The sequence below is a fragment of the Bradyrhizobium sp. SMVTL-02 genome (assembly GCF_051853005.1).
In the GTDB taxonomy this organism is placed as follows: domain Bacteria; phylum Pseudomonadota; class Alphaproteobacteria; order Rhizobiales; family Xanthobacteraceae; genus Bradyrhizobium.
On sequence record NZ_CP182469.1, the window covers coordinates 370,595 to 384,537 of the forward strand.

General features: G+C 64.6%; 12 protein-coding genes, 1 tRNA gene and 3 pseudogenes. 5 read left to right on the forward strand and 11 right to left on the reverse strand.

The genetic code is table 11. The annotated features are described in order from the left end of the window. Nucleotides 1-25: 25 nt before the first annotated feature. Both ACNJYB_RS01750 and ACNJYB_RS01755 read left to right on the forward strand, forming a co-directional pair. Nucleotides 26-1,156 carry a DUF5938 domain-containing protein gene (locus ACNJYB_RS01750; RefSeq protein WP_439372424.1) on the forward strand — a complete coding sequence of 377 codons (1,131 nt, stop codon included), beginning with the start codon at nt 26-28 and terminating at the stop codon, nt 1,154-1,156. Nucleotides 1,157-1,212: 56 nt separating this feature from the next. Next, entirely contained in the window at nt 1,213-2,751 is a 1,539-nt protein-coding gene (locus ACNJYB_RS01755) for an AMP-binding protein (RefSeq protein ID WP_439372425.1), read from the forward strand. Nucleotides 2,752-2,858: 107 nt separating this feature from the next. On the opposite strand, the gene ACNJYB_RS01760 is transcribed toward ACNJYB_RS01755, so the two are convergent. The 8 genes and pseudogenes from ACNJYB_RS01760 to ACNJYB_RS01795 form a co-directional block, all read right to left on the reverse strand. Continuing rightward, nucleotides 2,859-3,131: a DUF1150 family protein gene (locus ACNJYB_RS01760; protein WP_035704148.1), complete on the reverse strand. Its 273-nt coding sequence runs from the start codon at nt 3,129-3,131 to the stop codon at nt 2,859-2,861. Nucleotides 3,132-3,181: 50 nt separating this feature from the next. Beyond that, entirely contained in the window at nt 3,182-3,607 is a 426-nt protein-coding gene (locus ACNJYB_RS01765) for an Hsp20 family protein (RefSeq protein ID WP_407115843.1), read from the reverse strand. Between the two features lie 296 nt (nt 3,608-3,903). Then, nucleotides 3,904-4,989, reverse strand: coding sequence for a sn-glycerol-3-phosphate import ATP-binding protein UgpC (locus tag ACNJYB_RS01770; RefSeq protein WP_439372426.1), 1,086 nt, complete (start codon nt 4,987-4,989; stop codon nt 3,904-3,906). Nucleotides 4,990-5,002: 13 nt separating this feature from the next. Next, the gene (gene ugpE, locus ACNJYB_RS01775) at nt 5,003-5,851 is read right to left on the reverse strand and encodes a sn-glycerol-3-phosphate ABC transporter permease UgpE (RefSeq protein WP_439372427.1); all 849 of its coding nucleotides are present in this window, start codon (nt 5,849-5,851) and stop codon (nt 5,003-5,005) included. Continuing rightward, nucleotides 5,851-6,731: pseudogene (gene ugpA / locus ACNJYB_RS01780) on the reverse strand (sn-glycerol-3-phosphate ABC transporter permease UgpA). The gene ugpE and the pseudogene ugpA overlap by 1 nt, the downstream one beginning before the upstream one ends. A 48-nt stretch (nt 6,732-6,779) precedes the next feature. Continuing rightward, the gene (gene ugpB / locus ACNJYB_RS01785; protein WP_439372428.1) at nt 6,780-8,099 is read right to left on the reverse strand and encodes a sn-glycerol-3-phosphate ABC transporter substrate-binding protein UgpB; all 1,320 of its coding nucleotides are present in this window, start codon (nt 8,097-8,099) and stop codon (nt 6,780-6,782) included. 369 nt (nt 8,100-8,468) lie between these two features. Continuing rightward, nucleotides 8,469-9,671, reverse strand: coding sequence for a CaiB/BaiF CoA transferase family protein (locus ACNJYB_RS01790; protein WP_439372429.1), 1,203 nt, complete (start codon nt 9,669-9,671; stop codon nt 8,469-8,471). 179 nt (nt 9,672-9,850) lie between these two features. Then, nucleotides 9,851-10,218: pseudogene (locus tag ACNJYB_RS01795) on the reverse strand (organic hydroperoxide resistance protein); the annotation flags it as partial. A 182-nt stretch (nt 10,219-10,400) separates the two neighbouring features. On the opposite strand from ACNJYB_RS01795, the gene ACNJYB_RS01800 reads away from it, so the two are divergent. Continuing rightward, nucleotides 10,401-10,859: a MarR family winged helix-turn-helix transcriptional regulator gene (locus ACNJYB_RS01800; protein ID WP_439372430.1), complete on the forward strand. Its 459-nt coding sequence runs from the start codon at nt 10,401-10,403 to the stop codon at nt 10,857-10,859. 17 nt (nt 10,860-10,876) lie between these two features. Here ACNJYB_RS01800 and ACNJYB_RS01805 read toward each other — a convergent pair. From ACNJYB_RS01805 to ACNJYB_RS01815, 3 genes and pseudogenes are all read right to left on the reverse strand, one after another. Then, nucleotides 10,877-11,041 (reverse strand): annotated as a pseudogene (locus ACNJYB_RS01805) (GIY-YIG nuclease family protein); the annotation flags it as partial. 100 nt (nt 11,042-11,141) lie between these two features. Beyond that, nucleotides 11,142-11,217, reverse strand: a tRNA-Ala gene (locus tag ACNJYB_RS01810). Nucleotides 11,218-11,313: 96 nt separating this feature from the next. Then, entirely contained in the window at nt 11,314-11,721 is a 408-nt protein-coding gene (locus ACNJYB_RS01815; RefSeq protein ID WP_439372431.1) for a TIGR02300 family protein, read from the reverse strand. Between the two features lie 158 nt (nt 11,722-11,879). Here ACNJYB_RS01815 and aroA point away from each other — a divergent pair, with 158 nt between their 5' ends. Both aroA and cmk read left to right on the forward strand, forming a co-directional pair. Further along, on the forward strand, nt 11,880-13,217 hold the full coding sequence (gene aroA / locus ACNJYB_RS01820) for a 3-phosphoshikimate 1-carboxyvinyltransferase (protein ID WP_439372432.1): 1,338 nt from the start codon (nt 11,880-11,882) through the stop codon (nt 13,215-13,217). Next, nucleotides 13,214-13,852: a (d)CMP kinase gene (gene cmk / locus ACNJYB_RS01825; RefSeq protein WP_439372433.1), complete on the forward strand. Its 639-nt coding sequence runs from the start codon at nt 13,214-13,216 to the stop codon at nt 13,850-13,852. The genes aroA and cmk overlap by 4 nt, the downstream gene beginning before the upstream one ends. Nucleotides 13,853-13,943: the final 91 nt, after the last annotated feature.

Genomic DNA, 13,943 nt, shown 5'->3' on the forward strand with positions numbered 1-13,943 from the left:
ACAACGAACATTTCGGAGGAACGCAATGAGCGCGAAGAAGCCCGTTATCGTCTATGGCGCGTCCGGCTACACCGGCCGGCTGGTCTGCGAGTATTTACGTGAGTACAACATCCCCTTCATCGCCGCCGGCCGCAGTGCCGAGAAACTCAATGCCGCGATGAAGGCGAACGTGGCCGGCATCGAGACCGCCGACTACGAGGTGGTGGAAGTGCCACACACCGTGAGCGCACTGTCGGAGTTGTTCAACGGCGCCTCGGTGGTGCTCAACACCGTGGGCCCCTTCGCCAGGTTCGGCGGCGAGGTGGTGCAGGCGTGTTGGGCTTCCCGATGCCACTACACCGACACGACAGGCGAGCAGGACTGGCTGATCACGCTCGAGCAGGAGTGGGGCACGAAGTTCGCCAATGCCGGCCTGCTGCTCGCGCCCGGCATCGCACAGATGTACACCACCGGCGAGATCGCCGCGCAGCTGTGCCTGGAGACGCCCGGTCTCGATACGCTCGATATCGCCGTGTTCTGGGGCGGCAGCCCGACCATCGCCTCGACGCAGACCATCCTGGTCAATGCCGCGATGGCCAAGGCCTACTATCTGGAGCAGAACAAATATGTCGAGCATCTGCCCGATGCCGGCCTCTACAACCTCGCCATCCCCGGCCAGCATGAGTTGGCGCTGGCGCTGCCCTGGGGCGGCACCTCGCATCCGGTGTGGTTCAAGCGCGATCCGCGCGTGGCCAACGTCAAGGTGCTGGGCGGCGTGTTCAATCGCGCCCTGATGTTGGGCGTGCCGCAGATCGTCGCTGCCGCGCTGGAGGCGACCAAGGACATGAACCCCGACGACCGCTACGCCGCGCTGGCCCAGACCGCCGCCGGTGTCATGAACACCATGCCGCCGCGCGAGAACCCGCGTGTCAACAAGTCGCTGGATTCGGTGCATGCTTCCGGCCCGTTGGGGCGCGCGCACTGCGTCATCAACGGCAACAGCAATTACAAGCAGACCGGCTTGCTGCAGGCCTATGCCGCGGCGCACCTGCTGCAGCAGCCGCCGAAGCGCGTGGGCTTCGCCTCCGGCTGCCAAGCCTTCGGCCATCGCGAGCTGCTCGGGCAATTGCGCAGCTTCGGGCTGGTCAGCAAGCCTGTTCTGACCGTACACGATTAACTAAATCGCGGGTGGCGCGGCTTGTCGCGTCACCCGCTGCCACTTCGGGGGCGACCATGCGCTTAATCGATTACCTGGACAAAGGTGCCTCGCTCGGCCCCGATGCGCCGTGCCTCACCATGGATGGACGCGACCTCAGCTATCGCGAGGTGCAGCAGCTCAGCTATCGCGTCGCGCGCGGGCTCGACCGATCGGGCATCGCGCCCGGCGAGAAGGTCGCGATCCTCTCCGGCAACGATCCGGTCGCCTTTGCCTGCGTGTTCGGCCTTTCCCGCGCGGGGTTGGTTTGGTGCCCGATCAATCCGCGCAACGAGGCGGCCGAAAACCGGATCATCCTCGACCAATTCGACTGCAGCCTGCTGCTGTTTCATTCGAGCTTTGCGCCGATGGTCGAGGCGGTGCGTGCAGAGCTGCCGAAGCTGCGCGCCCTCGTCTGCCTCGATGCCGAGTTACCCTTCGCACCCTCGTTCGACAGCTGGCTCGCCGGCCTCGCCGACGACCCCTATCAACGGGAGACGGTCGACGATCTCGCGATGATTCCCGGCACCGGCGGCACCACCGGCAAGCCGAAGGGGGTCATGCTGTCGGGCCGCAACATCGAGGCCATGACGGCACTGACGCTGATGGGCTATCCGTTCGAGGGCCGCCCGGTCTATCTCGCGCTCGCACCGTTGACCCACGCGGCCGGCGTGCTGTGTTTCCCGATCATGGCGCTCGGTGGCCGCATCGTGATCATGCATCACCCCGACATCGCCGAATTCCTCGACCTGATCGCGCGCTACCATGTAACGCACACCTTCCTGCCGCCGACCGTGATCTACATGCTGCTCGATCATCCCAAGCTCGACTCCGCCACCCTCGAATCGCTGCAATGCTTCTGGTACGGCGCGGCGCCGATCTCGGCCACACGGCTTGCGGAGGCGCTCCGGCGTATCGGGCCGATGGCGCAGTTGTTCGGTCAGACCGAAGCGCCGATGATGATCTCGATGATGGCCCCAGAGGAGCATTACAATGCCGACGGCACGATCGCGATGGAGCGCCTTGCTTCGGCCGGGCGGATCAGTCCGCTGGTGCAGGCCGGCATCATGGATGGTGACGGCAATCTGCTGCCGACAGGCGCACGCGGCGAGATCGTGGTCCGCGGCTCGCTGGTGATGGAGGGCTATTACAAAAATCCCGAGGCCACGGCGGAGGCCTCCGCGCATGGCTGGCACCACACCGGCGACATCGGCTACATCGACGGCGACGGCTACCTCTATATCGTCGATCGCGCCAAGGACATGATCATCACCGGCGGGTTCAACGTCTACTCGATCGAGGTCGAGAACGCGCTGCGGGCGCACGAGGCGGTGCAGGATTGCGCCGTGATCGGGCTGCCCGATCCGAAGTGGGGCGAACGGATCGTGGCCGTGGTGCAGCCCCGCGCCGGCCAGCGCGTCGATGCGACGGCGCTGGCGGCTTTCGTCAAGCAGAGGATCGGCAGCGTCAAGACACCGAAGCAGATCGAAGTCTGGGGCGATCTGCCCCGCTCCAAGGTCGGCAAAGTGCTGAAGCCGGATATCCGTGCGCGGCTGGCGGGTCGCTCGGGTGGTTAAGTTGTCTGCGCAAGACCAAGCACTGACGGTTCTCACGTGAAAACGGGCATGCCTTCCTGCGAAGGCATGCCCGCTTAAAACTTACCGATGCGGCGTGCGACGCGCGCTCAGTGCACGCTGACGGCTTGCAGCTCGTTGCTCCAGGCGTTGGCGATCGCGGCTTCGCGGCTGTCGGTCAGCATGATCGGCGTGCCGTCGGCGGCGTGGAGCGCGAAGAGCTTGAGGCCCGGCGCAATCTTGGGCGCCTCGGGGAACAGGTCCGGTACGTCCTCGGAACGGATCTGCTTCACATAGGCGATATGGCCTTCGCCCAGGGTTGCCAGCGTCTCCGGAGAGACGTTCTTGGCTTCGTATTCGAACGCAACGTGACCTTCACTCATGGTCTCGACTCCTCTGACGAACTAAGCGGTCGAGTCCGCTACTCGTTCCATTATTCGTGCTCATTGATAGCGATTGTCTTAACGATCCTCTCCGGTTCAGGCCGGGCGAGGTCGATCGACAACAACCCGTTCTTCAGATCCGCACCCAGCACCAGCATCCCCTCCGCCAGCACGAAGGTGCGCTGGAAGTGGCGCGCGGCGATGCCGCGATGGATGTATTGCCGGGTCTTGTCGTCCTGCTGCCGCCCGCGGATCACGAGCTGGTTTTCCTCAATGGTTACATCGAGTTGGTCGCGGGTGAAGCCGGCGACCGCCAGCGTGATGCGTAAGCGCTCGGGTTGGCCGTCCGCGCGGTCACACCTCTCGATATTGTAGGGAGGGTAGCCGTCGGCGCCCTTGACGACGCGGTCGAGCACGCGCTCGATCTCGTCGAAGCCCAGCAGGAACGGACTGGATAACGTGGGAACACGAGACATAGTTTACAAAGTCCTCTCGAAGCGACTTTGGTGTTTCGGGGCCCCATCAAGGCACCCCTTGGTCAGCAATATGGGCATATCCGCTTGTGGGTTCAAGGACGTAGCCGGGGGGCTGTGGATGGGCCGCTTCGCCGCCCACGGCTCTGCCATCGCACAAAATGCTTACAATTCGTCGTGACCCGAGAAGCGCCGGCAGGGCGAATCCGCGGGGCGATTTATCCCAATGAAAACAGACCCCCTGCTACTGTGCATGGGGTTGTTTTCGCGCTTCTTGATGGAGCAGGCGCCGGAACCCGTCAGGCCTCGATCCGAGTCCGCCCGTCGCCGCTGAACAAATGCAGCTTCGCCCGTACCGCCGCGACGCGGATCTTCTGGCCGATGGCGGGCGCGTCGGTTCCGGGGATGCGAACGATGACCTCGCCGGGCGGCAGCTCGCCAGGGGTGGCGGCGACGCGCTGGTCTTCCTGCTCGCGGGAGCCGTAGACGAAGGTCTCGGCGCCGACGCGCTCGATGGCCTCCACGGTCAGCGGCAATGCGACACCGCCGGCAGGCGTCTGGTCGGTGACGACGAAATCCTCGGGGCGGATGCCGACGATGCCGGCCTCGTCAGCGGCGCCGTCCAGCTGCGACTTGATCTCGTCGGGGCGCGTCGACATCAGATTCATCGGCGGCGCGCCGATGAAGGAGGCCACGAAAGTGGTCGCCGGCTTCTCGTAGATTGCCAGGGGATTGCCGACCTGCTCGACCTGGCCGCCGTTCATCACAACCAGAATGTCGGCGAGGGTCATCGCCTCGAGCTGGTCGTGAGTGACGTAGATCGACGTCGTGTTCAGGCGGCGCTGCAATTTGCGGATCTCGACCCGCATCGCGATGCGCAGCTTGGCGTCGAGATTCGACAGCGGCTCGTCGAACAAAAACACCTTCGGCTGGCGCACGATGGCGCGGCCCATGGCGACGCGCTGGCGCTGGCCGCCGGAGAGCTGGCGCGGCTTGCGCTCCAGCATGGCGGAGAGCTCGAGCACGCGCGCGGCTTCCTCGACGCGGGTCTTGATCTCGGCTTCGGCCATGCCGCGGTTGCGCAGGCCGTAGGCCATGTTGTTGTAGACGCTCATATGCGGATAGAGCGCGTAGTTCTGGAACACCATCGCGATGTCGCGGTCGGCCGGCTCGATCTGGTTGACGACGCGGCCGCCGATGTCGATCTCGCCGCCGGTGACGGTCTCGAGGCCAGCGACCATGCGCAGCAGCGTGGACTTGCCGCAGCCGCTTGGTCCGACCAGCACGCAGAACTGCCCGTCGGCGACATCGACGTCGACGCCTTTGATGGCCTCGAAGCCGCCGGTGTAGGTCTTGCGGACGTTGCGCAGGGTGACGTTGGCCATGAAAACTCGCTTGTTACTTTTCCGTCTCGACCAGGCCGCGCACGAACAGCTTCTGCATGGCGAGGACGACGAACACCGGCGGCAGCATGGCCAGCACGGCGGTCGCCATCACGATCGGCCATTCGGTCAGCGCGTCGGTGGTGGTGATCATCTTGCGGATGCCGACCTGGATGGTCTGCATGTCGTCGCGGGTGGTGATGAGCAGCGGCCAGAGATATTGATTCCAGCCGAGGATGAACAGGATCACGAATAGCGCCGCCATGTTGGTGCGCGACAGCGGCAGCAGCGTATCCCAGAAGAAGCGCAAGGGGCCGGCGCCGTCGATGCGCGAGGCCTCGAGCAGCTCGTCAGGCACGGTCATGAAGAACTGGCGGAACAGCAGCGTCGCCGTGGCCGAGGCGATCAGCGGCAGCGCCAGGCCCGCATAGCTGTCGAGCATGTGCAGGTCGGCGACGATCTTGTAGGTCGGGTAGATGCGGACCTCGACCGGCAGCATCAACGTGATGAAGATGATCCAGAAGATCGACATCCGGAAAGGAAAGCGGAAATACACGATCGCGTAGGCCGAGATGATCGAGATCGCGATCTTGCCGATCGCGATCGCCAGCGCCATCACCAGCGAGTTCAGCATCATGTTGCCGACGGGCTCGCGGGTCGCGCCGCTCGTGCCGACGAAGATGGTCTGGTAGTAGACCTCGAAGAAGTGGCCGCCCGGCAGCAGCGACATCTGGCCGTTCGCGATCAGGGCGTTGTCCTGGGTCGAGGCGACGATCGCGATGTAGACCGGGAATGCGACGATCGCGATTCCGATCCAGAGGATGAAATGGGCGACGTAGCGCCTGATGCCCTCGTCCTCGACCATCAGTACGTCACCTTGCGTTCGACGAAGCGGAACTGGATGCCGGTGAGCACGATGACCATGATCATCAGGATCACCGATTGCGCCGCGGAGCTACCGAGATTGCCGCCGAGCAGGCCGTCCGAATAGACCTTGTAGACCAGCGTCACCGTCGAGGTGCCGGGACCGCCGCGGGTCATGGTGTCGATGATGCCGAACGTGTCGAAGAAGGCGTAGACGATGTTGACGACCAGCAGGAAGAAGATGGTCGGCGACAGCAGCGGGAAGGTCACGGTCCAGAACCTGCGCATCGGCCGCGCGCCGTCGATCGCGGCGGCCTCGAACACGCTTTTCGGGATCGCCTGCAGGCCGGCGAGGAAGAACAGGAGTTATACGAGATCTGCTTCCACGCGGCGGCGAGGATGATGAGACCCGCGGCCTGATTGCCGTCCAGCAGCGGATTCCAGTCGACACCGGCGGCGCGCAGGTAGCGCGAGATCACGCCGAGCGAGGGATGCAGCATGAAGATCCAGAGCACGCCGACCACGGGCGGTGCTACCGCATAGGGCCAGATCAGCAGCGTGCGGTAGAGCATCGAGCCGCGCAGCGGCTTGTCGGCCATCACGGCGAGCAGCAGTGCAAACGACAGCGACGAGATCGCGATGGCGAACGAGAAGAAGAAGGTGCGGACGACCGCCTCGAAATAAGCGGGCTCCCTCAACAGCTCGATGTAATTGTCGAACCAGACGAAGCTGGTCGAGAGGCCGAAGGCGTCCTGGAGCAGGAACGATTGAACCGCCGCCTGCAGGGCCGGCCAATAGAAGAAAATCAGGACGATCGCGAGCTGCGGCGCAACCAGCGCGTAGGGTAATAGCTTCGATTGGAAAATGGCTTGCTTTTGCATGATGCCCCGGAAGCGGCAGGCCGGGTGTTCGGCCTGCCGCCAGTCGCCTTACTTCGCGGCGGTCTTTTCGAACTGCCGCAGCATCGTGTTGCCGCGTTCGACCGCGGCGTCCAGCGCCTGCTTGGCAGTCTTCTTGCCGGCGAGTGCCTGCTCGATCTCCTCCGACCAGACGTCGCGGAGCTGCACCATGTTGCCGAGGCGCAAGCCCCGCGAATTGTCGGTCGGCTCCTTGTTGGTCAATTCGAGCAGCGGCGTTTCGAGATAAGGCTGATCCTTGTAGAAGCCTTCGGCCTTGGCCTTGTCGTAGGCGGCCTTCGTGATCGGCAGATAACCGGAGGCCTTGTGGATCCAGACCTGGCGGTCGGTGTCCGACAGGAACGTCAGGAACTTTGCCACGCCCTTGTATTCATCGGCCGGCTTGCCGCCCATGATCCAGAGCGAAGCGCCGCCGATGATCGAGTTCTGCGGCGCGCCCTGCACGTCGGGATAGTAGGGCATCGGGACGGCGGTGAAGGCGAACTTGGCCTGCGCCTTGATGTTTGCGAACAACGACGAGGAGCTCAAATAGATCGGACACTCGCCGGAAGTGAAGCGACCCTCGCCGGTGTTGGTGCGGCCGGCATAATCGTAGGTCTTGTCCTTCTGGAGCTCGACCAGGTTTTCGAGATGCTTGACCTGGAGTGGACCGTTGAACTGAAGCACGGTGTCGAAGCCGTCGAGGCCGTTGGCCTTGCTGGCGAGCGGCACGTTGTGCCAGGCCGAGAGCTGCTCGAGATTGACCCACGTGACCCACGAGCCGGAGAAGCCGCAGGTGGTGTAGCCGGCGGCCTTGAGCTTCTTCGCGTCGTCGAAGACTTCCGGCCAGGTCTTCGGCGGCTCGGCGATGCCGGCCTTCTTGAGCGCATCGAGATTGATCCACGTGACGGTGGACGATGAGTTGAAGGGGAACGAGAGCATCTCGCCCTTCGAGGTCGAGTAGTAGCCGGTGATCGCGGGCAGGTAGGCCTTCGGATCGAACTTCTCGCCGGTCTCGGCCATCAGCTTGTAGACCGGCTTCACGGCGCCGGTCGCGGCCATCATGGTTGCGGTGCCGACTTCGAACACCTGCATGATGTGCGGGGCGTTGCCGGCGCGGAACGCGGCGATGCCGGCGTTCATCGTGTCGGGGTAGCTGCCCTTGTAGGTCGGGACCACCTTGTAGTCGGTCTGCGACGCGTTGAAGTCGTTGGCGAGCTTGACGATAACGTCGTTGTTGGCGCCGGTCATCGCATGCCACCACTGGATTTCGGTCACGGCCAGGGCCGGCGAGGCGCCGAGACCAACCGTGAGTGCAACAGCAGCAGCCGCGCCAAAATGTCGAAGAGCCATCAAGAAAACCTCCCTTGCCCGTCACTCAAGAAGCGCTTGCGCTAGCAGCGCCATATGACGTTCACATGACTGTGTAAGCGGCCGAAACGAAAGCGGCAAGCGCGGGAAAAGGGAAGCCGTCAAATAGGCGAATGCGGCGCTGCCAGCCGCAGCCGTTCGCGCCGCACATGCGTGCGCGCGCCGCAGTGCGGCATTGGATGATGCGAGGCAAACGATCGGCTCCGGACTTCCTTAACCTCTCCCGCTTGCGGGAGAGGTCGCGCCGAAGGCGCGGGCGAGGCTTTCTCCTCTAGGGATTGTCCCGCTGCGGCGACCCCCTCTCCCCGACCCTCTCGCGCACCTGCGCTGTCGCTCGATCTGTGTCTTGGCTCAGCGCTTGCGCTCGGGGCCGCAGACGGTGCCCTTTGCGACCATCGCGTCGATCTCGGATTTGGAGTAGCCGAACTCGCCCAGCACCTCGGCTGCGTGCTGGCTGAACTTCGGCGGCACGCGGCGCAGGCTCGGCTTGCTGCGATCGAGGCGGATCGGGGAGGCCACGCCCTTGTACCAGTCCTTCTCGATAATATCGCCACGGTAGATCGTGTGCGGGTTCGTCAACGCCTGGTCGATCTTCTGCACGGGACCTGCGGGCAGGCCCGCCGCGAGCAGGCGATTGCACAGCGGCTCGGCCTCGTGCCGGCTGAACACCGCGGCGAGCTCGGCGCGAAGCGCCTCGCGATTGGCGATGCGGTCCTTGTTGCGGGCAAAGCGCGGATCGGTGCCGAGCTCGGGCTTGCCGATCTCCTTGGCGAGCTTGCGGAAGGTGCCGTCATTGCCGACCCCGATGAAGATGTTGTCGGTCTTGGTCGGGAAGATCGCGTAGGGCACGAGGTTCGGATGCTCGTTGCCGGTGAGCGAGGGCGGCTTGCCATGCATGAAATAGTTGGCGGTGTGCGGATGCATGATGGCAAGGCCGGTCTCGTATAGCGTCGTCTCCAGAAACTGGCCCTTGCCCGAACGCTGCCGCTCGGAAAGTGCCATCAGGATGCCGATCGCCGCATAGAGGCCGGTGGTGATGTCGACCAAGGGCACGCCGATCCGCATCGGCCCGCTCTCCGGCGAGCCGGTCGCCGCGATCATGCCGGTCATGGCCTGGATGATGGCATCATAGCCGGGATTGCCGCCGCGCGGCCCGTCGGCGCCGAAGCCGCAGATCCGGCAATGCACGAGGCGCGGGAATTTCTCGCTGAGCACATCGTTGCCGATGCCCCATTTCTCCAGCGTGCCCGGCTTGAAATTCTCGATCAGGACGTCGGCCGTCTCCAGCATCTTCAGCAGCACGACGCGGCCGCCTTCGGAAGCGAGGTCGAGGCCGATCGAGCGCTTGTTGCGGTTGATGCCGACGAAATAGGCCGCGTCCTCCTCGTGGAAGGGAGGGCCCCATTCGCGCACCTCGTCACCTGCCGGCGGCTCGACCTTGATGACGTCGGCGCCGTGGTCGGCGAGGATCTGGGTGCAGTAGGGACCGCCGAGCACGCGCGTGAGATCGATGACGCGCAGTCCACTCATTGCGCCCGTTGCTGCTTCGGTCATGCCTTCGCTTCCCCTGTGTCGATCATTGGATCACAGGCCTAGCGAGGTTTGTTTGCGCCAGCAATGGGCCCGCGCGTGGGGCCGTATGCGCCCCCGCGCGGCCATCCCGCGAGGTGGCAAATCAAGCGGAAGCGGCCGGCCCAAGGGGGGTCCCGGGCCAGCCAACTCCGCCGATCCGATCAGACGACCGTCAGGCGAACGTCGACATTGCCGCGCGTGGCATTGGAGTACGGGCACACCTGGTGCGCCTTGGCGACCAGCGCTTCGGCCTCCGCGCGGGCAAGGCCCGGCAGCGAGACGGCGAGTTCGATATCGAGGCCGAAGCCGCCCTCGGAGCGCGGGCCGATGTGCCGACGGTCGAGGTGACGGATGCATCAGCGGGAACCTTGGGGCCGCCCTGCGAGGATACGAACTTCATCGCGCCGATGAAGCAGGCGGCATAGCCGGCCGCGAACAGCTGCTCGGGATTGTTGCCGGCGCCGCCACCGCCACCGAGCTCCTTCGGGGTGGCGAGCTTGACGTCGAGCGCGCCGTCGAGGGTCGCAGCATGGCTTGTAGAGCACGTTCACGGACATTTTCGTCTCCTTGGGTGTTTCAGGGTCGGGGCGCGATCTTTATCGCGGCAATTAGATTGCGCGCAGTCTAAATCGGCATGCCTCACATTTAATTGTTCGCAATTGAATGTCTCGCCGGCCGGCCCCAGAATGGGAGAAACGCGTGAGATTCTCCATGGCCCGGAAACTATCGACCCTCGACCCGCAGCGGCTCGACAACCAGATCTGCTTCGCAGTCTATTCCGCCGCGCACGCCTTCAACCGCGTCTACAAGCCGCTGCTCGACCGGCTCGGCCTGACCTATCCGCAATATCTGGTGATGCTGGTGCTGTGGGAGCGCGACGACGTGCCGATCAAGGAGATCGGCGAAAAGCTGTTCCTGGATTCGGGCACATTGACCCCGCTGCTCAAGCGGCTCGAGGCCGCCCATCTCGTCAAGCGCACCCGCTCGCGCAAGGACGAACGCCAGGTCCTGATCGCATTGACGACGCAGGGCCATGCGCTGAAGGAGAAAGCGCGCACCGTGCCGCAGTCGATCCTGGCGGCGTCGGACTGCTCGGTGTCGGAACTGGTCGCGATGAAGGACGAGATCGTCGCGTTGCGGGATCGGCTGAATGCGGTGATCGGGGAGTAGGGGTCGGTCACGCGCGATCAAAAATGCTTCTTCGCGAATGCTCGCCCCGAACCAGATTTCAGATATCGCTCGAATGTAACAGCGCCTGCGGCGTCATCGAAAGCAAAATAGGTCCGAATTCGTCAAGGCCCATATTTCGACGTGTGAGGTACTTCGCCAGCACTATGCTTCGCCAGGCGGGCCGCCGTCGCCCTTCGGTCCATGGCGGGCAGCCTTCGCTCACTTCGCTACAAGGGACTTCCCTGGGCTTGCCCAGCCGTAGCTCGCGAAGCGAGCGAAGGCTGGTGGAGCCAGGCGGGATCGAACCGCCGACCTCTTGCATGCCATGCAAGCGCTCTCCCAGCTGAGCTATGGCCCCTTAGTCCTTAAATGGGACGATCCCGGAGGATCCCCCACAAACCGGCGAGCCTGGTGACTCGCGCGGTGCACCCTTTTTCACAGATCAGGACTGATCTCAAGTCTCTTCGTCACCTCCGACATCACCAATGATGTCGGTCACGTCCTCATCGCCCTCTTCTTCGTCGGCAATGAAGGTCGAATCATCGTCATCATCGTCGTCGAGGGTCTCGTCGACCTCGATATCGTCCTCCGATTCGGGCACGACGGCCTTGACCTTGCCGGTGTTCTCCTCGGCATCGGCCTCCTCGAGGGAGACCAACTCTTCGGCCTCCGCCGGCTCCGGCGCGGTGTCCTGGGCCATGCTGCGGGCTTCGGCGCCGCGGGGCGCACGCGCGGGAGCGATCGGGGCGATCGGCACCACCTCGCCGGTATAGGGCGAGATCACCGGATTCTTGTTGAGGTCATAGAATTTCTTGCCCGTGGTCGGGCAAATACGTTTGGTTCCGAGTTCGGACTTGGCCACGGCAGGAATCCTGGGAATGTCTGAAAAGCGGTGCTTCACTTGGCTAGTTGGCGGCCTGCTGTCAATAGCGCATTACGGGAGAAAGACATGCCCGTGACGGGGCGCGGACCATGTGGTACCTGCGCGCCAGCCCATAGGGCCTATCCAAGGACACAATCGTGACCCATTCCGATCAACCGAGACCGCTGCAGTCTCGCGCCAGCGGCCCCCTGACCGGGAAAGTACGGGTGCCCGGGGACAAGTCGATCTCGCACCGCGCCCTCATCCTGGGCGCGCTCGCGGTCGGCGAGACCCGGATTTCGGGCCTGCTGGAAGGCGAGGACGTCCTCAACACCGCCAAGTCGATGCAGGCGCTGGGCGCCAGGGTCGAGCGGACCGGTGATTTTGCGTGGAAGGTCAACGGCGTGGGCGTCGGAGGCTTCGCCCAGCCCAACGCGGCGCTGGATTTCGGCAACTCCGGCACCGGCTGCCGGCTGGTCATGGGCGCCGTCGCCGGTTGCTCCATTTCGGCGGTGTTCGACGGCGACGCCTCGCTGCGCAGCCGGCCCATGCGCCGGATCCTCGATCCGCTGGAAAAGATGGGTGCGAAGGTCATCTCCGGCGGCGAGGGCGGGCGTCTGCCGCTGACCCTCCAGGGCGCGCGCGATCCGCTGCCGATCACCTACAAGACCCCGGTTGCCTCGGCCCAGATCAAGTCGGCCGTGCTGCTGGCGGGCCTCGCCGCGCCGGGCACGACCACTGTCATCGAGACCGAGGCCAGCCGCGACCACACCGAGTTGATGCTGAAGCATTTTGGCGCGGACATCACCTCGGCGCAGGAAGGCCAGCACGGCCGCCGCATTGCGCTGGTCGGCCAGCCCGAGCTGCACGGCGCCGATGTCGTCGTGCCCGCCGATCCCTCTTCGGCGGCGTTCCCGATCGTCGCTGCGCTGATCGTCGAAGGCTCCGACATCGTGCTGCCCGACGTCATGACCAATCCGCTGCGCACTGGCCTGTTCAGCACGCTGCGCGAAATGGGCGGCTTCATCGAGGAGAGTGAAGTGCGCGGCGATGCCGGCGAGCCGATGGCGCGCTTGCGCGTGCGCGCATCAAAGCTGCGCGGCGTCGTGGTGCCACCGGAGCGCGCGCCCTCGATGATCGACGAATATCTGGTGCTGGCGGTGGCGGCGTCCTTCGCCGAAGGCACCACCATCATGCGCGGCCTGCAGGAGCTGCGCGTCAAGGAATCCGATCGCCTGGAGGCCACCGCCGCCATGCTGCGCGTCAACGGTGTCAAGGTCGAGGTCTCCGGCGACGACCTGATCGTCGAGGGTCGCGGCCATGTCCCCGGCGGCGGCACGGTCGCAACCCACATGGATCATCGCATCGCGATGTCGGCGCTGGTGATGGGCTGCGCCTCCGACCAGCCGGTGACCGTCGACGACACCGCCTTCATCGCCACCAGTTTCCCGGATTTCATTCCGATGATGCGTTCGCTTGGGGCCGAGTTTTCATGATTATCGCCATCGACGGGCCTGCGGCCTCGGGTAAGGGCACGCTGGGCAAGCGTCTCGCCCACCATTACGGCTATCGTCATCTCGATACCGGCGTGATCTACCGCGCGGTGGCCTATGCCGTGATGCAGTCCGGTCATGATCTCCGGGACGAGGCGGCCGCGGTGCAGGCTGCCTTGGAGCTCGACCCCGAAAAGTTCGGCAATCCCGCGCTGAAGACCCAGGAGGCGGGCGAGGGCGCCTCGATCGTCTCGGCGATCCCCAGGGTTCGGGAGGTCCTGGTCAATTTCCAGCGGCAATTCGCCGCCGATCCGCCCGGCGCGGTGCTCGACGGCCGGGATATTGGAACCGTGATCTGTCCTCATGCCGACGTGAAGATTTTCGTCGTGGCCGACCCCAAGGTCCGCGCGCGCCGCCGCACCATGGAGGCGAGGGCCAGGGGCGAGGACGCCGACGAGGCCGCGGTGCTCGCCGACATCATCCGCCGCGACGAACGCGACAAAAACCGGCCGATTGCGCCTTTAAAACCGGCCCCGGATGCTTACTTGCTAGATAACTCCCAACTGGATATAGAAGGCGGCGTCCGGGCCGCCATCGACATTATCGAGGCTGTCCGAGCGGGCCGGTCGCGGGGTTAAGCCGCTGCCGTCACTGGAGGAAGCGCCCGCTCCCGCTCTTTGAGGTCGATACTTCCGGTCCCTGTTTGGGGGCCGGCGCGATCCAGGCTCC